The following is a 25,591-nucleotide window of genomic DNA, read 5'->3' as shown; positions in this document are numbered from 1 at the left end:
GGGTCTTTTGGCAGTTTTTTATTGCAAAAATCAGTCCCTCCCCGATGTTTAATTTATGTTTCAGGGCGTCTACACCGCGGTCATCACCCCTTTCCGCCAGGGGAAAATCGATTATGATAGTTATTTTAAAATCCTAGAAAACCAGATTCGGTCTGGTGTTGCTGGTGTCGTCCCTTGTGGGACAACGGGAGAATCTCCTACTTTATCCTACGAAGAACATAAGGAACTCATCCAAAAAACCGTTCAGGTGGTGGCTTCGAAAATCCAAGTGATCGCAGGCACAGGGTCAAACTCAACGAAAGAGGCCATTGAACTCACCGAGTCGGCTTGTGCAGACGGAGTGGACGGAATCCTCACCGTGAATCCATATTACAACAAACCAACCCAAGAAGGGATGTTCCAACACTTTACAGCGATTGCCAATGTCTCATCCAAACCAGTGATGTTGTACAATATCCCTGGTCGCACCAATGTCAATTTGTTGCCGGAAACTGTCAGCCGTTTGGCGGCACATCCGAAGATTGCAGCAATCAAAGAAGCAACTGGAGATCTTGGGCAAATGGCAAAGGTGATTTCACAATGCCCGTCCGATTTTGATTTATTGTCTGGCGATGACAACCTAACACTCCCTGTACTATCGATTGGTGGGAAGGGAGTAGTCTCTGTTGTTTCGAATTTGTTCCCACGGGCTTGTGTGGATATGGTATCTTTGTATTTACGTGGCGATTTAGAAGCTTCTAAAAAAATCTACTACAAACTGCTTCCTGTGTTTGTGAATGCCTTCATAGAAACAAACCCCATTCCGATAAAAGCAGCAATGAGTTGGTTTGGGTATTGCACAAATGAACTTAGGTTACCGATGACTTCTTTATCCGAAGGGCAAGCGTCAGAGTCCTTCAAAAAAATTGTATTCCAATTAAAAGAGGAAGGCATTGTCTAAAATCAAAGTTGGTGTGATTGGTGCTGGTGGGAGGATGGGAAAAGCCATCATCCAAGTGCTTTCCCTTTCCAAAAAATCAGAGTTAAGTGCTGCAGTTGTCCGCGAAGGTGCTATCTATGCTGGTTTTGATTCTGGAAACCATGCTGGCATCAAAGAAACAGGAATTTTGTTATCTTCCGATTTACAAAAAGCTTGTGACGATTCCGATGTGTTGATTGATTTCAGTACACACACAGGTTTTGAATCAATCCTTAGTTGTGCCTTACAAAATCATAAACCTTTGGTCATTGGGACAACAGGTCTCACTGATTCGGATAAAACATTAATCCAATCCGCAGCACAAACAATTCCCATTGTATTTTCACCTAACATGTCTGTGGGTGTGAACTTACTGTTTAAACTAACAGAAATTGCGGCCAAAGTATTACACGAGGATTTTGATATCGAAGTTTTAGACATCCACCACCGTCACAAAAAAGATGCACCGTCAGGGACTGCCATGTATCTCAAAGAGGTGTTACTTGGTGCAAGCAAACGATCGGAAGAAAATGTGATTTATGGTCGCCATGGGATGTATCCTGAACGGGACCAAAAGGAAATCGCAATGCACACGATGCGGGCAGGTGAAGTTGTCGGTGAACATACTGTGTATTTTTTTAGCCCTGAAGAAAGGATTGAAATCACACATCGTGCCCAAGACCGCAAAACATTTGCTAGTGGTGCTGTAAAAGCCGCTGAATTTTTACATGGCAAATCGAAAGGTTTGTACAATATGTTTGATGTTTTAGGAATATAAATTGGATTTTTTTCGAGGATTATACATCATTCCATGGAGTAAAAACTATATCTCCATCAGTTTAGATGTACTCATCGTCGCTTTTTTAATTTATAAAACTTATACCACATTACGAAGAACACGAGGCATCCAATTACTCTTTGGAGTAGGGATCATTTGGATTTCCGGGAGTTTAGCAGAATACTTAGGCTTTGAACTTCTAGAATGGATCCTTACCAATATTCGGCCAGCCTTGGTTTTTGCCATCATTGTATTGTTACAACCGGAACTACGCCGGTTGACGGGTGATTTGGCACGCATACGGTTGTTACGTTTGTTTTTTTTGAAACCAACCTTTGATCTTGACCCAATCGTGGAAGCAGTGCGTGCGATGTCCCAAGAAAAAATTGGTTCGATCATAGTGCTTGTCAAAGACATCAGTCTGAAAGACATTTCGGAAAATGCAGTGCCTATGGATTCCATTGTCACTTCCGAAATTTTACAAACTATCTTTTTTAAAAATTCACCACTCCATGATGGGGCAGTCATCATCGAACAAAACAGAATTGTATGTGCTGCATCCTATTTGCCAATGAGTAGTTCCGTAGAAATTTCAACGTTAGGTGCAAGGCATAGATCAGCCCTTGGACTTTCTGAAGAAACGGATTCCATTATCATTGTGACATCTGAAGAAACAGGTGATATCACCATTTGTTATGAAGGGGAAATGATCCACCCAGTCAAACCATTGGAGTTAAAAGCACTTGTGAGTGGATTTATGTCAGGGAATAAAAAGGTAAAAGACGAATCCCAAAGAAAATCCAAAGACAAAGATTCCGGAGTCATCATATGATTTTGAAATTATTTGGAAAAATGGTGCGTAACTGGAAGGCAAAATTAGTTTCCCTTATCATTGCTAGTATTTTTTATGTAAACCTTCAAAACTCAAAAGTATTGATCAAAACCATCAATGTTCCAATCGACTATCCAAAGTTATCGGGAAACTTAAGTTATTCTAAAAATCCTGAAAAAACCATTCCGGTACGTGTGGAAGGTTTAAAAGATGTAGTGAATTATTACTCACAGTTTATGAAAGCAGTCATTGATCCAGAAGATGTCCAACTAGGGGTCACGGAAGTTCCTATCAAAAAAATAGTGGGTGTTCCGAGTGGGGTTAAGGTTACAAAATTAAAAAAAACTGTTCCAGTTGAAATTGAATCTAGAGGCTTAAAGGTTGTTCCATTAGAAGTTGTGTTTGAAGGGAATCCACCACCAAATTTTGAAAAGCTGACACAGATCTTAAGCCCACAAAAAATTACCCTCAGTGGCAAACCTCAAGATTTAGAAAAAATCAACAAAGTTGTATTACCTGAAATTTCACTGGTCGATCGAAAGGAACCGTTTGCCAAAACCGTAAAAATCCCTGAACTTCCAAAAGGTGTGGGTGTCCTTGGTTCAAGAGATGTAACTGTGAATGTGAATATCATTCCCCTTTCTTACAAAACAGGAGAACAAACTGCTGCAGGAATTCCGATTGTATGTTCTGGTTTAGATCCGAAATTGGATGTGGAATTATCAGAAGAACAAGTAGCGATCCGTTATTTTTCGCTAAAACCCATTCGGTCTGCTCAAATCCTAACAGGCATTACCGCGCAAGTACCATGTAATTATATCTTTGACCCCATCAAAAACAAAATCATTCCAGAACTCCAACCACAAATCGCAAAAGTCAGGATCATTAAAAACAAGGATCTAAAGGGGATAGAAATCCTGCAAATTAGTCCGGAAAAAATTGAGATTCGATACAAAGTAAAAGACCAAGGAATTGACTCTGATCCAACGGATGATGGGACTGGGATGGAAGGTCCTGGCCCAGATCCCTCTGATCGTTCCTAACCTTTAAAACTTTTGTGAAATAAGTTTATTTCATATGAACTTAAATCTAACATAAGTCTCACGATCTTATGGGATCGTAAAACTTATCTGATACAGACGACTCTACTATTTTAAGAACTCGTAAATTTCTTTATAACTTTCTTCAGGATTTTCCCACATCGGGTAGTGCCCGATGTTTGGCCACCGAATCAATTTTTTGTTTTTAATGGGAAGTCTTTCAATTTCATCGGCCAAATGGCTTCCACTCACTGGGTCTTCTCCACCATTGATGAATAAAAGTGGAACTTCTGTTTGGAGGAGAGCATTTTTCCAACGATCACCATGTAAACGTCTTTCTGCGATGTATTTCAAAAGTTTATGAGGGATGAGAATTTTGTTTGGATAGGTGATTAGTTTCCATAAAACTGAAATTTCTTTTTCAGTTGGTTTTGTATCTTTTCCAAATACATCACTAAACGCTACTCCAAACTTTTTTTCGTCATAGAACCTCGCAAGAATTGCACCTAAGATTGGTGTGGCGAGTAGTTTTTGTTTGAAAGTCGGTCGGTGTAAATGTGGGAAGAGTCCTCCATTAAAAAATACAGCACCATCAATTTCATACTTCCGCTCATTACGTTCTAAGTGCCTTGCTAAAATTTCTTGTCCGACACTCACCGCGTAATCATGGAATACAAATTTCACACGTTTTAGTGCGTTTTTTTCTATAAATGATTCGATGATATCTGTTTGTTCCATTAGCGTATATGTATGTTTGGTGGGCTTTGATGAATACCCAAACCCCAAAAAATCAATAGCGAACGTATTGAAATAACGTGTTAATCCATTAAATATTTTGGAATAGTCCCAAGAAGAAGTTGGGAATCCATGGAGTAGGATTAAGTTTTGCCCTCTCCCTTCTTGGATATAAAAGATTTGGAATTTTTTGTATTCAAAAAACTTTCCTGCGGCCAACCATTCTGTTGCGTTCTTTTTTGGGAAATTCAGATCTAACATATCCGACATAGGACAAAATTTTAGGAAGTGAGTCAAATAGAAGAATTTACTATTTTCTCAATATTTAAAAGCCGATCTTATAAAGGATGGATTCATATTCTCTTATTTATTTCGAAAAACCAGAAGGGGTACTATCCAATTGGGAATATTTTTGGTACCAAATTCCTTACGGTGCCCCAGGAATACTTACCTTTGTTGTTGGATTATTTTTAAGTTATTTTGCATTCCAAAAATTTCGTAAGTCAAAAGAAGATGATAAATTTTTTCACCTCAACTTAACCATTTCTTTTATTAGTTTTGGATGTGTAGGGTTAGTTTTAACAACAAGGGCTTGGATCCAAGACGTCGAAACACTTGTTCTTTGGAATGATTTGTTATATTTTTTAGTCGCACCTCTCGCACCTACTGCCTTTTTCCTCGCCTATCATATGACAGGGAAACAAAGTAAATTATTATTATACTATTCTTATGTATGTTGGTTTGCCAGTTTCGTTTTATACTTGGGAGTCATTTTAGGAAAAGGATTTGAAGCCACCGTTTTTGAATTTCCATTTGGTAAATACCCAAGGGGCAGTGCCTTCGTTAGGCCTTGGGGGATCCTTGCACCACTGGGGTATTTTTTACTCATCCTTCCTTCTTTTATCAAACATTACAAATACATCCGTAAACATTACCATTTAACATTGTTTCACGGTGTGAACTTATTGTTTTTACTCACTACTTTAAATGCCCCAAGTATCTTAGGGTTTAAGGTATACCCAGGTGGATTCTTTTTGTTCATTCCTATGTTACTTGTTGCTTATGGAGTGTTTCGATCAGATTTCTTTGATGTGAATGAATTACTCTTTCAAAAAAATGGGATGTTCTATTTTTTATTCGCACTACTTTCTTTTGTTTTGATTTTTATCTCCTTTGGAGTTTCCTTTGGGCTTTCACCAAATGCATATGAATCTGCAAAATGGTATCCTTGGGGCATTCCACCCGTATTGTCAGTGTTTGGTGCCGTATTCTTATCCATCATTGTTGCAGGAGCCAATCCTTCGGCACGGATCAACCAACTTTGTGCCTTTGCACTGATCCTCACTGGTTTTTATGTGATCCAATCAGTTCCACTGAAGTTAAATATTTCTTATGTGGTGCAACTTCGGATCTCTCAGATGACATTTGTCGCTTTTGCCTTTGCACCGAGCATTATGGTACGACTTGTGTTTGAAGCCATTGGCCAAAAGTCTCCTGCTTGGCTAAAAGGGATTGATTTTTTATGTGTCACAGCTGCGATCTTAGCACCATCTCCTTATTTATTTGTGGGGTACTTTGATTACCCATGGTCAAGAGTCCACCATGGTGGGCCTGCGGAACTACTCGTCGGAGCAAACGGTGCCATAGCCCTTATCTTAGTATTATTCACGTTCATTCGAAATAAAGGCTATATCAATTTTGCATCCAAATGGATCATTGGTTCCTTTTTATTGTCAGCATTGTTACTGCTCGCTGCTTTGTTACCAAGCCATGGAATTCCCATTTACCCAATCGCCGATTTCCAATTCATCCCTGCGTTTTTACTTGGTTATGCGGTTCTCAGGCATGGCGCTTTGTCTTTAGAAGGACGAACCATCCAATTAAGCCAAAGGTTGGCAAACCTAGGCCTCATCACTATGGCGATCGCAGCAATTTTATATTTTCCTTTGATTCGGGAACAATACGGAGTGGGGGAATCAGCCTTTCATTTAACAATGATTGTGTTACCTCTAGTTCTCTTTAACTATTTGGTTGTTTACATCATGTCGAGACCACTTGCGGAAGAACTTGATATCAGTTATTTTTTATTGGATTTAGAAAAACAAAAAGCCGATGAAGAAAGAGAAAAAGCACTCATTGCCCAAGACAAAGCAGAAGAGGCAAGAGAAGAATCCGAAAAACTTTTGTTAAACATATTACCTTACAAAGTGGCTCAAGAGCTAAAAACAAAAGGGAGTGTGAGTCCAGTTCGTTTTGAAAACGCAACTGTATTATTCACTGACTTTAAAGGGTTTACAAAGGTTGCAGAAGGGATGGATGAACAAAGTTTGATTGAAGAACTTGATGCTTGTTTCACACAATTTGATGAAATCATCCTGCGCAATAATTTGGAGAAATTAAAAACCATCGGTGATAGTTATATGTGTGCTGGAGGACTACCTGTTGAAAACAGAACCAGTGCCATTGACGCTTGTTTGGCGGCATTAGAAATCCAAAGTTTTATGAACCAGTTGAAAGAAATTAAATCAGCTTTGAACCTCCCGTTTTGGGAACTCCGTTTGGGAATCCACACAGGGCCTGTGGTGGCAGGAGTTGTGGGTCGGTTTAAATTTGCGTATGATATCTGGGGTGATACTGTAAACACAGCATCTCGCATGGAATCAGGTGGGGAAACGGGTAAAATCAATGTCTCCAAAGACACTTATGAACTTGTGAAATATTTTTTTGAAACTGAATACCGAGGGAAAATTCATGGGAAAAACAAAGGGGATTTGGATATGTTTTTTGTCCACCGCCTAAGGCCTCGTTATTCGCAAGACCCGGACGGTAAGGCACCAAACCAATACTTCCGAGAAGTGTATGCTCGGATTTCTCGTGGTGCCAATATCCGCTGGAAAAAAAATCCTAACTGATACAAACGAAAGGATCAGCTGACTTAAATTTGACTTATGTTTGCTCCTCTTCTGCAAGCCATGTGCGCAGTAACTGGGCGACGTCTTCTGGTTTTTCTTTTGCCAAGTTGATCGCGTTTTCGAGGAGTTCTCGTCTGAGTTTTTCGTCGAGGGAGAGTTCAACCTCTGCTCCCCCTTCGTCCATCACTCGGAGTGCCGCTTCTCTCATCATTTGTTGTTGTGCAGCAAGCTCTTCTTCTCTAAGTCTTCTTCTTCTTGCGATTTCTTTTTTGATCGCACGATACACTAAAATGGCAAGGATGAGTAAGATGAGAATCACAAGGGATGCAATCACCATATTGCGGATTGCACGTTGCCTTTGGAATTCTTCATCTTCCAATCGGAATTGTTCGGTTCTATCTTTCGGGATGGTGATCACACTGATTTGGTCACCACGGGAACGAGTGTACCCAATCGCTGCTTCCAGGTTTTTACGAATGAGTTTTAAGTCTGTTTCAGCGACTGGGATGTACTTTCGATCATAACCCATTCCATCTTCTCGTTCTTTTCGTTCCCAAACCCCATCCACAACGACAGACAATCCAATCTTTTCGATTTTCCACGGTTGGCGTTTGATGTCTTTTACACGTTTATTGAATTCGTAGTTATTGATGTTTTCGTCTTTGGAATACTCTGCTTTTTGGTAATCGGTATCTTTGTATCCTGGAGGTAGGTTTGGTTCTGTACCTGCAGGACCATCGGGTGTAAACCCTCTTCCCTTAAAGGATTCTTTTGTTTCCTTAGAAGATACTTTTAAGGAATAGCCATCAACCAATTTACGTTCGTTATATGGTGTATCAGGGTTATCTTCTTCGGCAACAACAGGTAATACTTCGTTTTCGGTTAAGGATTCTTGGTCCCAGTTAAAGGAATATTCAAAACGAGTGATATCCACTCGGTCCTCACCACCTAAGTACCAACGTAAGGTATTGCGGATATCAATGAGGCGTTTGACACGTTCTTCTTCTTCGATTCTAAGTTTTTCTTGGACTATCCGTAATTCTAATCTTTCTTTTTCTAAGTCCTCTTCAAAATCAGAAATGATTTTCCCATCCGGGTCAGCAACACTTACGTTTTCTGGTTTGAGTTTGGGAACGGCTCTTGCGACTAAATTCACAATCCCTTTGATTTCTTTTTTGCTAATGCCTTCCACACCTGGTCGGAAGTGTAAGATCACACTCGCTTTGACAGGATAGGAATTGGATTCAAACAAATCTCCTTCTGGGATTGCAATGTTCACATCTGCTTTTTCAATTGGACGTAAGGTGTTCAGTGACTTTTCAATCGCACCTTTGAGAGCTCTGTACTTTTTGATGTCTTTATCAAATTGTGTTTCAGTGAATTTTTCAATATCAAAGAGTTCCCAACCAGTGACACCAGCAGGGATTAAATTTTCTTGTGCCAGTTTTGTGACAATCTCTTGCCTTTGTTCTGGATCCACTGTGATGATACTGGTATCGCTCGAACCATAGGAATACCCAAGGGCATCTAATTTTTTTGTCACCTCTGAGAAGTCTTTGGAATCCAAGTCTTTGAAAAGAACCACTCTGTTCCTTTGCGAAGAGACATTGGAGAGGATGATGATGGCCACTACCACCACTGCAAGCACCCCAGCCAAAATCATTTTTTTGGTTTTGTCGAGTTTGTTGAATAACTCTTTTAGATTGTCGATGATCTTTTGCAGTGGTTCAGGCATAGTTCGGGCCTCGTAGAGATTTGAGACATAATGCCACGAATTCCCTGAATTGTACAAGTACTTTTCGAGGTGGAGGTGGGAACCAATATCCATTCTCAAAACTTTCTCATTGACGAAAGTTTTTTATGTTATTACATTGTAATTACTATGAAAGTAGCCGTCGTACAAGTTGGCAATTCCAAAGGCATAAGAATCCCAAAGGCAATCCTTGCAGAATGTCAGATTGAAGATGCAGTGGAGCTGCAGCTTGAGGGTGATAAAATTATCATTTCACCCTATAAAGGGAGACCAAGACACGGTTGGGCGACCCAATTCCAAGAGATGGCTAAACAGAACGACGATTCACTCCTCTTGCCAGATGTTTTGGAATTAGAAGTTGAGGACTGGGTATGGTGACGAGACAGTATGATATCTACCTCGTCAATTTGGATCCAACTGTTGGTCATGAAATCCGTAAATCAAGGCCTTGTATTGTAATTTCTCCAAATGAAATGAACGAATTCATTCGTACTGTGATGATCGCTCCTATGACGACTGTGAATCGAGAATACCCAACTCGGGTATCCATTTCCTTTCAAGGTAAAAAAGGTTATATTGTTTTGGACCAGATCCGAACAGTAGATCGATCGAGTTTGGTGCAAAAACTTGGTTCTTCCGATCCAAAAACCAATCAAAAAATCAAAAATGTCATCAAAGAAATGTTAGTTGATTAAAAGGATCTCAATCCCTATAGAAATCCCAATCACCTAACTATTTTAATCTTTAAGAATGCTTACACCCCTTCCACTTTTTGGAAGACTCGATCAAACCGTTTGAGTGCATCGTCAATCACTGCGTCGGTATCGGCTGCACTAGTATACAAACGACTTCCCGCTAAGGTCACAAGTCCTTCTGACATGTAAGCTGCGCCCATTTCTTCCATTGCATGTTTTCGTTTGTGGGCTTCCGCGATGGTTTTTTTGATGGTCCAAAACTTTTTGATATTGATGTCGAGTAACATCGTACCAACGGTCTCTAGATGGCAAATGGATCCTTGGTTGAAGGCAACAAACGGTAGATTGTATTTTTGGATCAGTTTTTGTAGACCTTTCGTAAGTCTGTCGCCGGCTCGTCCTGATTTTTCACAGGCTTTTGTTTTTTCCATTTCGCATAACGTAAAGTAACCGGCAAGGGAGCTAAGTGGGTTTGCTGCCATGGTTCCTCCGATTAACGCCTTTTTGGTGCCCGTTTGTAACCCGGCAGATACATACTTCATGTATTCTTTTTTTCCACCAAGACCACCAGCAGATGGATACCCACCAGCGACAACCTTACCAAAGACAGTGAGGTCAGGGTCCACACCAAAATACCCTTGGGCACCACTGAGTCCAATTCGAAAGGCAGTCACCACTTCATCAAAGATGAGTAGGGCTCCGTATTTGTTACAAAGTTCTCTGACACCTTTGTTGAAATCTAAATCAAGAGGTCTTGTTCCACTTTCGGGGCCAACTGGTTCGATGAGGACCGCTGCAGTTCCTCCAAAGAAACGATTGCGTTTCAGGACAGATTCAAGTGAGTTCAAATCGTTCGGATAAAATTCTTGTGTGTATTTGAAAATGGAACGAGGGACACCATTGGCTTCAAAATGCCTTGTGCCTGGGATTCGTAATCCATACGCAAGTTGGTCACTCCATCCGTGGTAGGCTCCACCCATCTTCACGATGTTTTTCTTTTTCGTGGCAAGCCTTGCCACTCGGATGGACGCCATACACGCTTCGGTTCCGGAGCCTAACATACGAAACATTTCCACAGAAGGGACAAGTTCGACAATTTTTTCAGCGAGTTTGTATTCGTATTCATGGAAGAGCCCGGTCACAGGTCCTGTTGAATCTAATAATTCGATTACTTTTTTACGAACACTTGCTGGGTTACTGCCAAGGACTGTGGGTCCCCCTGCTTGTAAAAAGTCGATGTATTTGTTTCCATCCAAATCATACAAGTAGGCACCTGCTGCTTTTGTGAAAACAAGTGGAAACGGGAAATTAAACGATAGGTTGTGTTGGACGCCACCAGGGATGTATTCCGAAGCCTTTGTGATCATGGCCTTGGACTTGCTGCATTTTTTTTCAAAATAATTTTGGATGATGTTTTCCATTTCGTTTTTGCGAATGGAACGGATCGGTAAGGAAACTAATTTCCGTAAGTCTTTGTAGGTTTGTTCTACGTTTGGGTATTCGTTGATGGAAAAGCCTGTGGCCATACGATTGTTTCCTCGTTGGGGTTCTTTTGACTTGACAATGAGTGAGTCATCACTCATTGTCAAGAAGGAAATTCTAATTTTTCGCGTGAGTTTCCCGGATTCTTTGGAAATTCAGATCAATTTCCTTGAGAAATCCAGCCTTTTTTCATTTATAGGACGGGGATGGGTATGGCAGACACAAAACATTTTAACGAAAGCTTCGAACGGATTTCAGAAGAAAAACGGACTAGGATTTTATCCATTGCCATCTCCGAGTTTGCCAACCGAGGTTTTACCAGTGCCAATACCAATACCATTGCCCAAAAAGCAGGGATCAGTGTTGGTTCTCTTTATAAATACTTCGAAACGAAAGAGGATTTTTTTCTGACTGTTGTGGATTACGGGATCACCCAATTGGAAAAAACATTGGAAACCGTTTTGTCCATGGATTTGGATTTTTTTGGTAAAATTGAAAAGATCGTACGGATCATCCAAACCCACTCTCGCAGAAACCAAGACATCATCCGGCTTTATAATGAAATGACAACAGAGAGTAATTATGAACTCATCACACGCCTGTCAGGTGAGTTGGAATCTTTGTCAGCAAAATGTTATATCGATTTGATCCAAAAGGCTAAAGAAGAAGGAACCATTGCCAGTGACGTGGATAGTAACTTGTCTGCCTTTTTACTTGATAATATCTTTATGACCTTACAGTTTTCATATGCAACTGTGTATTATAAGGAGCGTATGAAGATTTATTTAGGGGATGGTGTCTTTGAGAATGATGAAGATGTGGTCCATGCCGTTATGAAATTCATTAAACGAGCACTAGGTGCTCGTTAAGGTTCCATAAACGGACTTTCTTTTAAACGAAAGACTAATATGATTGTAATCGCCGTTAGTGCGAGTAAAACATATAAAAACGAAAGCATTCCAAAAAAATGAATTCGTTTTGTTTTTATATATGATAGGTTTTTTGGTTACTTTTGCATCCGTTTCGTGTTATCATTCCTTTTTCACATTTGAATTGTTTGGTTCAAATTTTTTGATCCATTCAAAGAAATCTGCTTGCCATAGTGTTGCGGCACCCAGTTGGCAATGTTCTGCGCCACCAAATTCTTCATCGTAAATGATGGTTCGAACACTTCTTGCATTCTTTAGGTTTTTTTGAAATTTTTCAACTTGGTTGAGAGGGATAAAATGATCTTTTGTTCCCGCAAGTATCAAGACATCTTGTTTGATTTTATCAGCGACTCCCTCTAAATTAAATTTCCTAAAAGCATTTAACGTTTCACTGGAATCTTTGGTATGAAATGTCCAACGTGCATTTTTTAATCCCCATGAAAAGGTGGAGGAGAATTTTGCTTTGATAGAAGATAAAAATTCAACGGTTCTATGAAATTCATGTTTTTGTAACCAGATGGCGATTCCTGGAGTTGCGTTTTCAGCTACGGCTCCAAAATCATATCCTACATCAAAGGCAACAACTCCATCAATTCGATCATCAAATGCGGCAGCACGAGGTCCAAGGTATCCACCAAAACTCATCCCTACTAAAATGATTTTATCATGTTTTTTATGATTTTTGAGAAATGTATCCATGACAGCTTTGTTTGGTTTTTCCCATTCATGTGTAAATGGAAGATTTTGTTTTCGGATCACCTCACCTTGGCCAGGACCTTCATAGGTTAACACGCTATAACCTCTTTCGTAAGCGTTATGGACGATAACGAAGTACAGTTCCTCTAATACGGAATCAAAACCTCCCACAAATACGATGAGTGGTTTATTTTCACTGCCTGCAGGACCTGGAAAATAATTTGCATTGAGATAATGTTTCCCGTAGGGAACTTTGATGTGTTCGTATTGAACTCCTAACGTATTTAATCCCTTATAAAATGCATCAGTGCTCTTCTTAGAAACCGATTCCCGATTTGGATCGGTGGGATCCATAAAAAACTCAGCAGTTCGCAAATAATTGTGTGCTCTTAATAATGCATTGCCTTTGCTTTTTGGATCAGAATAAGATTCTGCTTTTTTTAAAACTGCATTTCCGATACGTTCCCAAGCAAAACGCCAACTTTCTGTATCACCTTCTTTGATATGTCGAATGGTTTCTAAAATTTCACCAGTTTCGGCTCCATCAGCTTTTACATCGTTGATCGCTCTAAGGGTTTGGAAATGGAAAGCCTGGTTATCAAAAAATCTGCCTCTTTGCACACTGGAACATTCAAATAAGACCACCAAACATAAGTAAACTGGAAATAAATTTACTAACATCCAAAAGAGGATAGATGCATTCTTCTTTATAAAATTTTGTTTTTCTGCCTGCATGGCTCGTTTCTCCAATAATGCGAACTTTGTTCATGTTTTTGATTTTCATGGAAACATGTAAACAAAAAAATAAATATTTTGTTTTAATCGAAAGATTTGTAGAACCTGTAAAAACAAGGTGAGTGAGGACAAACGTATGCCAAAAGCAGTCAAAACACCCTCAAAGGTTCGGAACCCTGTTCAGAACAGATCTATTGAGCGCAAAGAAAGATTGATCGAAGCAGCCTATCAATTGGTAAAACAGAAAGGTTATACGGAGACTGGAATTCGAGACATCGTGGAAGCGGCCGATGTTTCCATTGGTACTTTTTACGCATATTATAAAGATAAATACGATATCACGTTCGAAATTTTAAAAAAGTATGGAGAGGAAACTTACGGCCAATTGGCAGAAGCTGTGATGGCAATCCTTCCGACCGATGCAAAACTTTCTGAAATCGTTTATCGGATACTACTGCATATGAAAAAGACAGCCATGAAAAATCAAAAATTACACAAGGAGTTTTTTCTTTTGTCATTAACTGATAAGAAGTTTGGAGAAGCTGTCAGAGAAAATGAATTGATACGGATTCAAATTGAATTTCAAAAATTAATTTCTTACTTTAAAGAAGGAAAAAAAATTAAAAACGATCCAATATCCTTAGTACTTGTTCAAAGAGTATTGGATGACATAACTACTTATGCAACATTTTCGAACTTAGGAGATAAAGAAGAAAAACTAATCTCAGAAACCTCTATCATGGTTGCAAATTATCTATATAAAGAGAAATGATTTTCTCAAACTAAAAACAGGATCTTACCTCATTAAGGTTCCATAAACGGACTTTCTTTTAATCGAAAGACTAATATGAGTGTAATCGCCGTTAGTCCGAGTAAAACATATAAAAACGAAAGCATTCCAAAAAAGTTCAGTCCAAGGATAAATAGGATCCCTGACACTTGTCCCACAAGGAGTAATAACCCTTGTGAGGTGGACTCTGGGGCAGGAGATGTGATCTCTGCACAGTATTGGAACCCAATGGGTGCACCAATTCCTAGTAGAAAAAAACCAATCACGATCGAACCAATGAGTAGGGCAATCAATCCTTCGAATAAAACAAAAATACTGAGCCCTGTCATAAACCCAATCATAGCGATGATTAGAAAGAGCTTTCGTTTTTGAATTTTGTCTGAGATCGGTGGGATGATGACCCCACCAAGAATCCCTGCAATGAGCATCACACCTCCCACAAGACCTGATTCTTCTGTATTCAAACCTTTGATTTCACAAATCTGATCAATGCAGGTACTCACGGCATTGAAGACACCTAGACCAATGAGAAACAAAAAAAGAATTTTTTTCATGTCTTGTTGTTTCCACAAAAATGAAATTCCTTCGAAAAAAGGCAATTCATGGTCTTCCCCATGTGTGCTTGGTGATGTCGGTGGTTTTTCTTTGATCAAAAGGAAGAAGAGGGCTGCACTCACCAATGAAACAAAACCATATACCTTCATCACTTGCGGGATGGATTGTCCACTGTGTAATAGAATAGGAGTGAGGATCATCACAACGATGATTCCCAAAAACTGTGCGAGTGTTCCCAGTGCAACTGCAGTGGCACGTTCCTGGATGGGAAACCATAACACACTGATTTTTGTCACAGCATTGAGTAAAAAAGGTTGGGCGATCGCAAGGCCTAGTTGGCAAACCAATACCATTGTATAATCTGTTGCAAAAAATCCTTTCAGTAACCCAAAAACACCTGTTAGGAGTGCCCCAAATCCCACTCCGATTTTCACCCCATAGGTATCAATGACATACGATGCAGGGATCGCGATGAATACAAAAACGACTAAAAAAATAAGGGAGAGGAGATCAATTTGTAAGGCAGAAACTTGATAAAATTCTTTCGCTTCCCTTGCGATCGGAGCAAAGGTAAGCCATTGCAAACAAATGGTAGCCGTGATCACAATGTAGGCAAAGAGAACCACCCACCTGTATCGATAAAGTATTACTGGCACTTGGTTCATGCAAATCACTCCCTATTTCGTCCCAAAATCAATCCTTCGTTTTTGACACCCCAGTTGTCCGTCTCGTCGCAGTGCTCGGAAAAGGGAAAGGGAGACCAAAAATCGATTGCCAACGGAGCTGATCCTACTAAATCCTTGTGAGTGATCACTCACTTTTTTCCCCTAGCGAAAGAAAAATGCCAATTTTGCCCTGAATGGAAGGCAAAACCGCAGGAAAAGAGGGAGAATGGCCCCAAGCAAAGGAGAATCCATGGAGAACGATTGCATTTTAGCCTATGATATCGGCACAACGGGGGTCAAAACCTGCCTTTTCCGAATGGATCCTACCTTGGAGCTTGTTTCTTCTGCGACGAAGGAATACCCCATCCAACTTTTGCCGAATGGGGGAGCTGAACAAAACCCCGAAGATTGGTGGATGGCGATGCAATCCACCACAAAAGACGTATTAGGTGAAAGTGGGATCCAAAAGGAAGAGATTAAAGGGATTTCCTTTTGTTCTCAGATGCAAGGGCTTGTCCTTGTAGATGAAACGTTTCGGCCGGTTCGGAATGCCATGAGTTACATGGACCAAAGGGCCAGTTTGGAAATGAAAAAAGGGATCTTACATGGACTGAAAATTGAAGGCATCAATGCCATCAAACTTTTGGTATCTCTTTGGATCACAGGAGCCGTGGCAGCGAGTGTAAAAGATCCCATTTGGAAATACAAATGGGTGGAAACAAATGAACCAGATAACTTTTGTAAGGTGAGATGGTGGTTCGATGTGAAGGAATATCTAATCGCCCGTGCAACTAACAAAGCAGTGATGACAAGGGATTCTGCCTTTGCTACATTCTTATACAATTCGCGACAAGGAAAAGGGAATTGGAGTCCACTCCTCTGCAAACTATTTGGAGTTAAACGAGAACATTTACCGAAGATCATCGATGCAGAAGATAAAGTTGGTGGTTTGACCAAGGAAGCTGCCGATTTTTTAGGCCTTTTGGTTGGTACTCCTGTGTTTGGTGGTGGAGGAGATGCTTCACTCATCGGTGTGGGAGCTGGTGCAGTTTCAGAAGGTGATACTCATATTTATGCGGGGACATCTGGATGGATCGGAACCGTGACAAAAAAAAGAACCGTCGATATCCATGCAAGGATTGCATCGATTGTGGGAGCAAGGGCTGGGTATTATAATTATTTTGGAGAACAAGAAACATCAGGGAAATGTTTACAATGGGTGAAGGACCATTTGGCACTGGATGAAATAGATTTGTACTTAGAAAAAAAGAAAATCACCGATAGTCCTGATGCCGTTTACGAAAGTTTATTTGAGTTTATGTTTGATTCCATCAAAGACACAGAACCTGGTTCCCAAGGTGTGATCTTTACACCTTGGTTGCATGGGAATCGTTGTCCCTTTGAAGACCCAAAGGCTCGAGGGATCTTTTTTAATATCAGCTTAAATACAGGAAAACGTGTGTTGATACGCGCTGTGATTGAAGGGATTTTATTCCATAAACGATGGATATTGGAATTGTCGAATGGAAAGGTCAAAACTTCCAACCCCATTCGATTTGTTGGTGGAGTTGCCAGATCGAATTTCATCTGCCAAATGTTAGCTGACATTACTGGGATAACCATCGAAAGGGTGGAACACCCAGAAAACGTCGGTGCGATTGGTGCTGCTGCGATCGTCGCATTGGGCCTTGGGAAAATCAAATCGTACGAGGACATCAAACAAATGATTCCTGTTGATAAAACTTGGACTCCGAATCCGAGTCTGAAACCAGTATATGATAAAAACTTTTTTGTATTTAAGAATCTATACACATCCAACAAAAAACACTTTGTTATCTTAAATTCATAAACGAGAGAAAAGAAATGGAATCATACACTGAATTAACCAAAGAATCTTTAGGTGTTCCTTTTGCCATTGGTCGGTCTGCGGATTTGTATTTGTTACCAAACAACCAAATTCTCAAATTGTTTTTTGCCCAAACAAAGAAAGCGGAAGTGGATACGGAATATGAAAACACCTTAGAAGTGTTTCGTTTGCATGTGACAGGGATGCAATGTTATGGCAAGGCAAAAGTTGGGAAAAGGTATGGATTGATTTTTGATCGGTTACAGGGAATTTCGTTAACAAAATTACCTGACAAAAACCCAATAGAACTCTTTCGCATAGCCGATACCCTTGCAAACTTACATTTTAGGATGCACCAGACAAAAAGCCAAAAATTAAAGGATATCAAACTGATATTAAACGAGTGTTTGGCGGCAAAATCTTTGGAATTTTTATCTCCATCTCAAAAAGAGACAATCAAATCCTATATACAAAATTTACCCGATGGAGATTCCGTCCTTCATTTGGATTTTCATCCAGAGAATGTCATCATTCAGGGAAAAGATCGGATCATTATCGATTGGATGACCGCTGCTAAAGGGAATCCATGTGCTGATGTTTCTTTTACCAAACTACTATTTACCGACGCAGAGTTATGGCCAGGCACACCTAAATTAAAGATTCTATTTTACACTTTGGTTCGAAAGTTTATCTTACATGGGTATTTGAAGGCTTACCAACTCCAAAGTGGCATCACTGATTCTTCTCTCAAACAATGGAGGCTTTCTTCTTTGATTTTACGTCTTGGGCTTTGGAACATTGAAAGTGAAAGGGAGAATTTGAAAAAACAAATCGAAGTTTGGTTAGAAAATGGAGAGCAGTCCACTTGAGTTTAAAATTAGAACGATTCATTGAAAATTTCCAAGGAGAATCCTTTGATGTGACCATCATTGGAGGTGGGATTACGGGGGCGGCACTTGCATATGAAGTGGCAAGTCGTGGGTGTTCCGTTTGCCTAGTCGAAAAAAAAGACTTCGGTGGGGCAACTTCTGCTGCCACAGGAAAACTCATCCATGGAGGGCTTCGTTACTTAAAACAATTTGAGATTGGTCTTGTAAGAGAAGCATTAAAAGAGAGAAGGAATTTATCGAATATCGCACCTAACTTAGTTTATCCGTATCCTATGGTCCTTCCAAAACCTGGTTTCATAGCGAGGCTTGGTTTGTTTGTCTATGATCTTTTATCCTTTGATAAAGGATGGACTTGGGACAAATCCAAAAAAATTCCAAACCATCGTTATCTGAAACGTAAAAAACTTATGAAAGAAAACTTAGGTGATTATGAAGATGCAGCTTATTTTTACGATGCCATTTGTCTAAGTCCTGAAAGGTTAACCCTTAGTTTTTTAAAATCGGCAGTTTTGTATGGGGCAAAGTTATCCAATTATACGGAAGTGAAAGAGTTATTATGGGACGGAGATACTGTGAAGGGAATCGTAGTGACCGATACCTTCACCAATAAAGAATTTCAAATCCATTCAAAAGTCACAATCAATGCTTCCGGTCCATGGACACAAGATGTCCTAGCAAAATCTAAAAAAACAGAAATGGCATTTCCCAAAAAAAGATCAGAGGGGATTTATCTCATCACAAAACAAGTCACTCCCATCATGACACTGTTTGTAGGAGACAAGGGACATTTTAGTTTTGCTCCTTGGCGTGGTCATTCCATGATCGGGCCAACAGAAAAGTCTTACTTTGGTAAGGTGGAAGATTGGAAACTTTCGAAAGAAAGTATCTTAGAGTTTATTGATTATATCAATGAAACTTCCCACTTAAAAAACAAACTGAAAAAAGAAGACGTAATTGCAGCCTATGGCGGACTAAGGCCACTCACGGAGTCGAGTGATGATACATACTCTGCTTCCCGAAGGTCTGAATTGTATGACCATGAAAAGGATGGCATCAAAGGACTGATTACAGCTGCTGGAGGAAAGTACACAACTAGCAGGCATTTTGCTGACACAATTTTTAAATCCATTCAGAAAAAACTAAAACAAAAATATAAGTCCAGTATTTCCGCAAAACAACATTTATTTGGAAGTCATATCGTAGAGATAGAAGATTTTATCACCAAAACAAAAGGGAAACACAAAACATTTTCGGAAATCACAATGGATTACCTTGTCCGCCATTATGGATTGGAGTACGAAACCATCCTTTCTTTGGTAGAGGAAAATCCAGACTGGGGGACTGTCCTCACTGCTGACGGAGAGATCCTGGCAGAAGTGGTGTATGCCATCCGTTTCGAAATGGCTAAAACTTTGTCAGATATCTTCTTAAGAAGGACAGGGCTCGGAACCCTTGGCATCCTTCCTAAAGAGAAAATGGACTTAATCATCCAAACCGCAGGGCGGGAGTGGAACTGGTCGGAAGAGGAACGGGAATCGGAAACAAAAAAAATCCAAAAGATTTTAGAATTACCAATCTAAGCGAAGGGGATTCCCATTTTACCATTTTTCAATCATTGGCTAGCATTCCTTTCAAAATCCGAAATGAGAATTTATGCTGACAAAGGGATTTCCTGTATTTACAGTATGGTATGGGATCTTTTTTCACCATTGATACGGAATACGCTGACCTAAAGAATGTTGCCTCTGCTTATCTCATCGAAGAGGAAGGGCATGGGATTGTCATTGAGACAAATACCACATATGCCATTCCTAAAATCCTTTCCGTTATGGAAAATCAGCAAATCGATGTTAATCGTCTTGATTATGTCATTGTCACACATGTCCACCTAGACCATGCAGGTGGTGCTTGGCATTTACTGGAAAAATGCCCAAATGCAGTTTTACTTGCCCATCCCAAAACTGCCAAACATTTGATGGATCCAAGCCTTCTCATCAAAAGTGCAACTTCTGTTTATGGAAAAGAGAATTTCCATAAATTGTATGGGGAAATCAAACCCATTCCGAAGGAAAGAGTTCGTGTCATGGAACATGGTGAGTTTTTGGATTGGAGGGGCCATAGTTTTGAATTCATTTATACAAAGGGGCATGCGAATCATCACTTTTGTATTTATGACAAAAAATTGAATGGAGTGTTTACGGGTGATTCTTTTGGAATCTCTTACCCACATCTTGAAAATGGAAAATCATTTATTTTTCCAACGACCACTCCTACGGATTTTGATGCAAAAGAAGCCATTCACTCGATCGATTTGATCTTGGGTACAGGAGCTGATGTATGTTATTTGACCCATTTTGGACCTGTTGAAAACTTAAGTCACTCTGCTCGGGATTTAAAAAAAGGATTGGGACTTTGTCAAGATGCCATGACGGAATTAAAAAACATTCCAAAAGAAAATCGACTTCCATTTATGGAAACAAAAGTAAAAGCAATGATCCAATTTTTAGCCGAAGAGAACCAAGTATCTCTCACAGAAAAAGATTGGTCTCTCTTACATTTAGATGTGAATTTGAATGCACAAGGTTTGGTATATGCGTTTGAAAAATCGGATAAACATTCTTAAATCCCACCAGATGAGTCCGATTTCAGTTTCCAAACGAAAGTCAAATCGTAACCAAATGCAAAAGACTTACAAATCCCTAACTTGTCTCGTTTTAGTAACCTGCATTCTTCTTTTGGTTCGTTGCAAATCGACTCCTAACGCAAAGCAAACAAAACCACCAGAAATCCAAATCCAATTCCTCTCCCGTGAGTATGAAGAAACCAAATTGTTTCCATCAGGACTCTTTGAAACGAAGGACTTGCTCTTTTTACTTGCGGAACTTTCCAAAAAAGAAGATCCTTCTATGCGTTTTATTTCCACCAATCGTACAGAAGAAATCATGGAGGTGAACGGAGTGCGAAATACTTGGAATGAAGGATGGGTGGTGTATGTGAACGGAGAAAAGATGGACGGAGTACAAATGAAACGAGGTGTGAAAGTTCGTCCCACTGACCAAATCCAGATTAAGTATGAAGCTGTGGAACGAGTGTTTGGTCGTCCTATCAATTGATTGATAAGACAACAAACTTTTTTTACTGTGGATACGATTATCTTAAGGTTGTGAGTTCTCTGTAAGCTCTTACAAATCCATCTGACATGGTTTTAGCAAAGGTAAGTGAGATCCTCGCTTTTTCTGCAGCGATCATCACATCGTGCAGTTCCACTGAGTTTGGATCAAAAACGATTTTTTGTGTGAGTTCATCTGCTTCCACTTGTTGGTCATTCACTTGTTCAAATGCTTTTTTTAATGCATCTGCAAATGTGCCAGCCACTTCATCAGGGGATTTGGCTTCATTCGTTTTGCCGTAGTGGCGCTCATTCGTGCGAAGGATGCCCACTTTGTCCCCTTGTGGCAATAAAGAATGTGGTTTGTATGTGGAAGATGATAGGTTTGTGATGCGATCAATGGACATAGTGAATCCTCCTTCCAATCATCGGTCAGATCTAAAAAATCTAAAGTAAAAAATTATGTCACATAAGAAAAACAGGTAGAAACAGTGAAAATGGTAGCGAATGGCCAGGTTTTTTAAGCCCGACCGATTTCCATGGCTTTGTTCATCATCGCTTTCGAACCATTGATGAGTTGCACATTGGCTTCGTAGGAGCGTGATGCGGAGATCATATCTGTCATCTCTGTGACAATGTTGATATTCGGAAGTTCGACATACCCTTTTTTCGGACCCGTTTGGATGGCATCGGGGTGGGTTGGGTCATAAGTCAAACGAAGAGGGCTCATATCCTTTTCGATCTTCATCACTTTGACCCCTTTGCCTTCGCCTGGAGCCACACCAAAAGGATACACAGGACTTTTCCATTGGGTTCTAAGGTTAATCGGTGTGAGGATAACGCGGTCACGTCGAAACGGGCCATCTCCATTGGTATTTCTTGTTGTGGTTGAATTGGCAATGTTATTGGAGATAACATCCATACGGAGTCTTTGGGCAGAAAGCCCAGTCGCTGAAATATTAATCGAATCAAACATACCCATACATTACTCCTTAGTTGGTTCTCATGACAATGTTGAGGAGCCGGTTATTCTGGTTCAGACGATCAATCATCAAGCTATAACTCATTTGGTTTTGGTTTGCTTCTACCACTTCCTTTTCAATGTCCACGTTGTTTCCATCTGGTCTCATTGTGGTTAAATAATCCAAATTGGTTTTCGGTTTGGCATCACGGTAGTCGAGGGGTTTAAAAAATTCAATATGACGATCGTTTGTGATTTTTGTTGGAACTGCTTTTTCCTTCTCAATTTTTTCCGATTCAATCGCACGTTTTAACATGGATTCGAAAACAACTTCAGAACGTTTGAAATTGGGGACGTCCGCATTGGCAATATTGTCGGTGATCACTTTCCGTCTTTGTGTGGCTGCGCCAAGGCCTCGTTCCAATAGGTCTTGAGTTTTCATGAAATGTGTTGCTTCAAACATATTTCTTTTCCTCTCTACACTCCCTTTCGGACGGTTTTCCTTCCTCCTGAAGGCATTTATGTCGCAAAACTGAAAAAAATAGGAGGGGAATGGCTACAACTGGAGTTGGAAATAGACCTTTGTCCCTTCAGACACTCCAAAAATCTCGGTTAGAATGGACTTTACAATTTGGACGAGTTGGTCCTGATTCCCTTTGGGGAAGATATCGATTTGTTGGTCTTCTTCATCGTTGAGAAACTCATATTCTAAAGCCTCACGTTTGCAAAATGATAAAATTTGGTTGGTTTTTGCCTTTTGGTTATCCGTTACCAAAGGAAAATCGATGAGTAAACCATCTTCTTCCGAATACTTAAATTGGACAAATTCATCATCGTGGGAAATTTGAATGACGAGAAATGAATCATAATCATTTTTTGCGATCAATTTTGTTAGGTTCTCATCCACATCGACTAACGATCCTTCCACCAAGGGAATCGACGTTTGTAAGTAGAATCCAAACGTAAAATAAATCAGAATGAGAACAATGACAACGATGAGAATGATCCATAACCACATAATCTTTGCAGTATGGATCGATTCAAAAAATTGTCATTCTAAATTATGGTTTTAGTAAACCTTTCTTATGATCATGTTAAGCCACTAAAACATTTGAATGTTTCACTTCTTTTTCTTTGAGTTTTTTATCTCGTTCGCTTACAACTTGTTCATAATACTCTTCGTAATTCGGGAAGTTTGTTCCCATCAAGCGGTCCCAAACATTAAAATACAAGGAATAGTTCCCATGGAATTTTTGGTGGTGGAGGTTGTGGTGTGTGGATGTGTTGATCCATTTTGAAATGGGATGGGTTGCCCAACCTTTCGGAAAAAATTCATATCCAAGGTGCCACCAGATATTGAGGATCATCGCATAGAATGTTTGAAATAGGACGACATAAAAATGAACGGGTACAAATATCACAAACGGAACAATGTAAATCGCTTCTAAAAAAGCTTCCGTTGCTTGGAACCGATAGGCGGCCAGTGGAGAGGGATTCACTGATTGGTGGTGTTCGGAGTGCACATGTGGGTAAACTTTTTTTAAATGAGCAAACCTATGCATCCAATAGAACCAAGTTTCATGCCAAATGGTAAATAACGCAAAACTAATAAAAAGATAACTGATCTCCCATACTCCAGAAACAGGTCCAAAGTAAACGGCACTCGGGAAAATTTTTGCTTTCATTAAGGTGATGTTAGTGACAGCTACAAGTGTGAATACGAGTAATGTAACAGCTGATTGGCGAAATTCCTTCCAAACCTTTTCTGCTTTTGGGTAAAGTTTTTGGATGCGGTAGGTTTCAAAATAATCCTTTCGCCAAACATAGAATAAAAGGAATGCAAATCCCGCAATGGGATAATAACGTAACAAATTCAAAACACCTTGGGCAAAACCAATTTTGGTTACACAATCGAGAACCAATTCACATTGTACCGGACCACCAAACATATTCATCTCCTGGTCTATCTTAGACTCCCACCATCATAACTTCCTTTTTCCCCGCGATCGACCGACTCGGTCAATTCGGAATGAAAAAAAGTTCCGAATCGGTCCGTTCGTTTTTATTTTTTGGAATTCTTTCGGTAATCGCTCGGGCTTTGACCTAGTTCTCTTTTAAAAGCATCGTAGAAAGTAGATTTGGATGGAAATCCAACCTCATAGGCAATGGTTAAAATATTTTTTTCAGGATGGTTTTTGATGAGATCCTTTGCATCCTTGATGCGGTAGTGGTTTACCAAATGGAAAAAACTTTTTTTCAAATGCAAATTGAGGAATTCAGAGAGTTGGTGTTCGGACAATTGCATTTGATTGGCCAATTTTTCTAAATTGATCGTATCATCCAAATAAACTTTTTTTGATTCCATCAGCGTTTTCAAACGAATGTGCAGGGTTTCCAAATCAAAAGAACCCAATTGTGACGTTTGGTATTTTTTTTCTTCGATGACAATCCTTTGCACTTCACCCCATAATTCTGGGCTTTTTTGGCGTAATAGGTAAATTCCAATCACAAGACATGCAACGAAAAAGGATACGATTTGCAGCCCATGTTTCTGGTGGAAAAATAAAGTATATACACCAATTGCACTTGCGAAAGCACCAATTCCGACGACGAGTCCCACCAAACGAAGGTGAGCTGACTTTTTAATTGCCTCCCAACGCACATAGCGAACCATATGGGAAAAAACATAGTATGTCGCATAAAAAATCGGAAGGACTGCTATTAAGATAATGAATTGGAAAAGAAGGGGGACACCTTTTTCTAAATAGGAGTTGTGGATGGCAATTTTCTCTTCCGCAGTAGAAATATAAAACGGAAACATAAGGACAATTACGATGATCGCAGGTACAAATTCCCAAAACGAAAATCGATTTTTGTTTGGGTTTTCATTCCAAAGTTCAGAAAAATATAGTTTGAGAAGCAGTCCTAGGCATGCCGTAAACGGTAAGTGGACCAAATACAAATGTGGAAAATACTGGTAGAGTTCCGTAGACGTGAGATAGGTATGGGTTTGGAAAAACGCTACAAATAAAAATAATAGTCCCTGAACAAAAACCTGACGACTCGCATTCGTCCTAATCAATTCGCCTAGAGCGAAGAGAAATGATAATCCAGCAGAAAACACAATTAAATATAAAATAGCATTCCACATCGGTATAGTAGACTCTTAAGAATTGCCTTAGAATGTAAAATAAAATCACTTGCCTAGCGTTCCTTCCCAATTAGTTTTA

25 protein-coding genes are annotated in these 25,591 nt (G+C 39.8%); 14 read left to right on the top strand and 11 right to left on the bottom strand.

Features of this window, described 5'->3' with window-relative positions:
- Positions 1-55: 55 nt before the first annotated feature.
- The 4 genes from dapA to EHQ62_RS16360 are packed head-to-tail and all read left to right on the top strand — an operon-like array spanning position 56 to position 3,611.
- Positions 56-940, top strand: coding sequence for a 4-hydroxy-tetrahydrodipicolinate synthase (dapA, locus tag EHQ62_RS16375; protein ID WP_135644802.1), 885 nt, complete (start codon positions 56-58; stop codon positions 938-940).
- Positions 933-1,736 (top strand): 4-hydroxy-tetrahydrodipicolinate reductase, encoded by an 804-nt coding sequence (gene dapB / locus EHQ62_RS16370; protein WP_135644800.1) that lies wholly within the window; start codon positions 933-935, stop codon positions 1,734-1,736. Before dapA ends, dapB begins: the two co-directional genes overlap by 8 nt.
- 1 nt (position 1,737) lies before the next feature.
- Complete coding sequence (gene cdaA, locus EHQ62_RS16365) at positions 1,738-2,568, top strand: diadenylate cyclase CdaA (RefSeq protein ID WP_135644798.1); 831 nt, start codon at positions 1,738-1,740, stop codon at positions 2,566-2,568.
- Complete coding sequence (locus EHQ62_RS16360; protein ID WP_135644796.1) at positions 2,565-3,611, top strand: CdaR family protein; 1,047 nt, start codon at positions 2,565-2,567, stop codon at positions 3,609-3,611. Before cdaA ends, EHQ62_RS16360 begins: the two co-directional genes overlap by 4 nt.
- 105 nt (positions 3,612-3,716) lie before the next feature.
- On the opposite strand, the gene EHQ62_RS16355 is transcribed toward EHQ62_RS16360, so the two are convergent.
- Positions 3,717-4,604, bottom strand: a complete 888-nt coding sequence (locus EHQ62_RS16355) for an alpha/beta fold hydrolase (RefSeq protein ID WP_244241818.1) — start codon at positions 4,602-4,604, stop codon at positions 3,717-3,719.
- 86 nt (positions 4,605-4,690) lie between these two features.
- Here EHQ62_RS16355 and EHQ62_RS16350 point away from each other — a divergent pair, with 86 nt between their 5' ends.
- Positions 4,691-7,255 (top strand): adenylate/guanylate cyclase domain-containing protein, encoded by a 2,565-nt coding sequence (locus EHQ62_RS16350; RefSeq protein ID WP_135644793.1) that lies wholly within the window; start codon positions 4,691-4,693, stop codon positions 7,253-7,255.
- 34 nt (positions 7,256-7,289) lie between these two features.
- On the opposite strand, the gene fliF is transcribed toward EHQ62_RS16350, so the two are convergent.
- The gene (fliF, locus tag EHQ62_RS16345) at positions 7,290-8,990 is read right to left on the bottom strand and encodes a flagellar basal-body MS-ring/collar protein FliF (protein WP_135644791.1); all 1,701 of its coding nucleotides are present in this window, start codon (positions 8,988-8,990) and stop codon (positions 7,290-7,292) included.
- Positions 8,991-9,137: 147 nt separating this feature from the next.
- Between fliF and EHQ62_RS16340 the strand changes: the two genes are divergently transcribed.
- Both EHQ62_RS16340 and EHQ62_RS16335 read left to right on the top strand, forming a co-directional pair.
- Positions 9,138-9,386 (top strand): AbrB/MazE/SpoVT family DNA-binding domain-containing protein, encoded by a 249-nt coding sequence (locus EHQ62_RS16340; RefSeq protein WP_135644973.1) that lies wholly within the window; start codon positions 9,138-9,140, stop codon positions 9,384-9,386.
- Positions 9,380-9,703: a type II toxin-antitoxin system PemK/MazF family toxin gene (locus EHQ62_RS16335; RefSeq protein ID WP_135644789.1), complete on the top strand. Its 324-nt coding sequence runs from the start codon at positions 9,380-9,382 to the stop codon at positions 9,701-9,703. Before EHQ62_RS16340 ends, EHQ62_RS16335 begins: the two co-directional genes overlap by 7 nt.
- 59 nt (positions 9,704-9,762) lie before the next feature.
- Here the strand turns inward: EHQ62_RS16335 and EHQ62_RS16330 are convergent, their stop codons facing one another.
- The gene (locus EHQ62_RS16330; RefSeq protein WP_135644787.1) at positions 9,763-11,229 is read right to left on the bottom strand and encodes an aspartate aminotransferase family protein; all 1,467 of its coding nucleotides are present in this window, start codon (positions 11,227-11,229) and stop codon (positions 9,763-9,765) included.
- A 168-nt stretch (positions 11,230-11,397) separates the two neighbouring features.
- Between EHQ62_RS16330 and EHQ62_RS16325 the strand changes: the two genes are divergently transcribed.
- Positions 11,398-12,054: a TetR/AcrR family transcriptional regulator gene (locus EHQ62_RS16325; RefSeq protein WP_135644785.1), complete on the top strand. Its 657-nt coding sequence runs from the start codon at positions 11,398-11,400 to the stop codon at positions 12,052-12,054.
- Between the two features lie 162 nt (positions 12,055-12,216).
- Here EHQ62_RS16325 and EHQ62_RS16320 read toward each other — a convergent pair whose 3' ends face one another.
- Positions 12,217-13,545, bottom strand: a complete 1,329-nt coding sequence (locus tag EHQ62_RS16320; protein WP_244241817.1) for an alpha/beta hydrolase family protein — start codon at positions 13,543-13,545, stop codon at positions 12,217-12,219.
- A 136-nt stretch (positions 13,546-13,681) separates the two neighbouring features.
- Between EHQ62_RS16320 and EHQ62_RS16315 the strand changes: the two genes are divergently transcribed.
- Positions 13,682-14,317 carry a TetR/AcrR family transcriptional regulator gene (locus EHQ62_RS16315; RefSeq protein WP_135644783.1) on the top strand — a complete coding sequence of 212 codons (636 nt, stop codon included), beginning with the start codon at positions 13,682-13,684 and terminating at the stop codon, positions 14,315-14,317.
- Between the two features lie 32 nt (positions 14,318-14,349).
- On the opposite strand, the gene EHQ62_RS16310 is transcribed toward EHQ62_RS16315, so the two are convergent.
- Positions 14,350-15,555 (bottom strand): MFS transporter, encoded by a 1,206-nt coding sequence (locus EHQ62_RS16310; protein WP_135644781.1) that lies wholly within the window; start codon positions 15,553-15,555, stop codon positions 14,350-14,352.
- 250 nt (positions 15,556-15,805) lie between these two features.
- Between EHQ62_RS16310 and EHQ62_RS16305 the strand changes: the two genes are divergently transcribed.
- From EHQ62_RS16305 to EHQ62_RS18760, 5 genes are all read left to right on the top strand, one after another.
- Complete coding sequence (locus EHQ62_RS16305; protein ID WP_135644969.1) at positions 15,806-17,404, top strand: xylulokinase; 1,599 nt, start codon at positions 15,806-15,808, stop codon at positions 17,402-17,404.
- 14 nt (positions 17,405-17,418) lie between these two features.
- On the top strand, positions 17,419-18,270 hold the full coding sequence (locus EHQ62_RS16300) for an aminoglycoside phosphotransferase family protein (protein ID WP_135644779.1): 852 nt from the start codon (positions 17,419-17,421) through the stop codon (positions 18,268-18,270).
- On the top strand, positions 18,267-19,871 hold the full coding sequence (locus tag EHQ62_RS16295; RefSeq protein WP_135644777.1) for a glycerol-3-phosphate dehydrogenase/oxidase: 1,605 nt from the start codon (positions 18,267-18,269) through the stop codon (positions 19,869-19,871). The genes EHQ62_RS16300 and EHQ62_RS16295 overlap by 4 nt, the downstream gene beginning before the upstream one ends.
- Before the next feature lie 110 nt (positions 19,872-19,981).
- Entirely contained in the window at positions 19,982-20,914 is a 933-nt protein-coding gene (locus EHQ62_RS16290; RefSeq protein WP_135644775.1) for an MBL fold metallo-hydrolase, read from the top strand.
- 10 nt (positions 20,915-20,924) lie between these two features.
- On the top strand, positions 20,925-21,404 hold the full coding sequence (locus tag EHQ62_RS18760; RefSeq protein WP_244241816.1) for a DUF4430 domain-containing protein: 480 nt from the start codon (positions 20,925-20,927) through the stop codon (positions 21,402-21,404).
- Positions 21,405-21,441: 37 nt separating this feature from the next.
- Here the strand turns inward: EHQ62_RS18760 and fliE are convergent, their stop codons facing one another.
- The 6 genes from fliE to EHQ62_RS16255 form a co-directional block, all read right to left on the bottom strand.
- The gene (fliE, locus tag EHQ62_RS16280) at positions 21,442-21,807 is read right to left on the bottom strand and encodes a flagellar hook-basal body complex protein FliE (RefSeq protein WP_135644773.1); all 366 of its coding nucleotides are present in this window, start codon (positions 21,805-21,807) and stop codon (positions 21,442-21,444) included.
- A gap of 113 nt (positions 21,808-21,920) precedes the next feature.
- On the bottom strand, positions 21,921-22,382 hold the full coding sequence (flgC, locus tag EHQ62_RS16275; RefSeq protein WP_012387770.1) for a flagellar basal body rod protein FlgC: 462 nt from the start codon (positions 22,380-22,382) through the stop codon (positions 21,921-21,923).
- A 10-nt stretch (positions 22,383-22,392) separates the two neighbouring features.
- Positions 22,393-22,824 (bottom strand): flagellar basal body rod protein FlgB, encoded by a 432-nt coding sequence (gene flgB, locus EHQ62_RS16270; RefSeq protein ID WP_015676362.1) that lies wholly within the window; start codon positions 22,822-22,824, stop codon positions 22,393-22,395.
- Positions 22,825-22,917: 93 nt separating this feature from the next.
- Positions 22,918-23,379 carry a hypothetical protein gene (locus tag EHQ62_RS16265; protein WP_135644771.1) on the bottom strand — a complete coding sequence of 154 codons (462 nt, stop codon included), beginning with the start codon at positions 23,377-23,379 and terminating at the stop codon, positions 22,918-22,920.
- Between the two features lie 76 nt (positions 23,380-23,455).
- The gene (locus EHQ62_RS16260) at positions 23,456-24,310 is read right to left on the bottom strand and encodes a sterol desaturase family protein (protein WP_135644769.1); all 855 of its coding nucleotides are present in this window, start codon (positions 24,308-24,310) and stop codon (positions 23,456-23,458) included.
- Between the two features lie 113 nt (positions 24,311-24,423).
- Positions 24,424-25,512 (bottom strand): helix-turn-helix domain-containing protein, encoded by a 1,089-nt coding sequence (locus tag EHQ62_RS16255; protein ID WP_135644767.1) that lies wholly within the window; start codon positions 25,510-25,512, stop codon positions 24,424-24,426.
- Positions 25,513-25,591 lie beyond the last annotated feature (79 nt).

Origin of the sequence: Leptospira jelokensis, assembly GCF_004769635.1 — a bacterium.
GTDB lineage: Bacteria > Spirochaetota > Leptospiria > Leptospirales > Leptospiraceae > Leptospira_A > Leptospira_A jelokensis.
The sequence above is the reverse complement of the archived record's forward strand: the minus strand, read 5'-3'. Positions and strand labels throughout refer to the sequence as shown.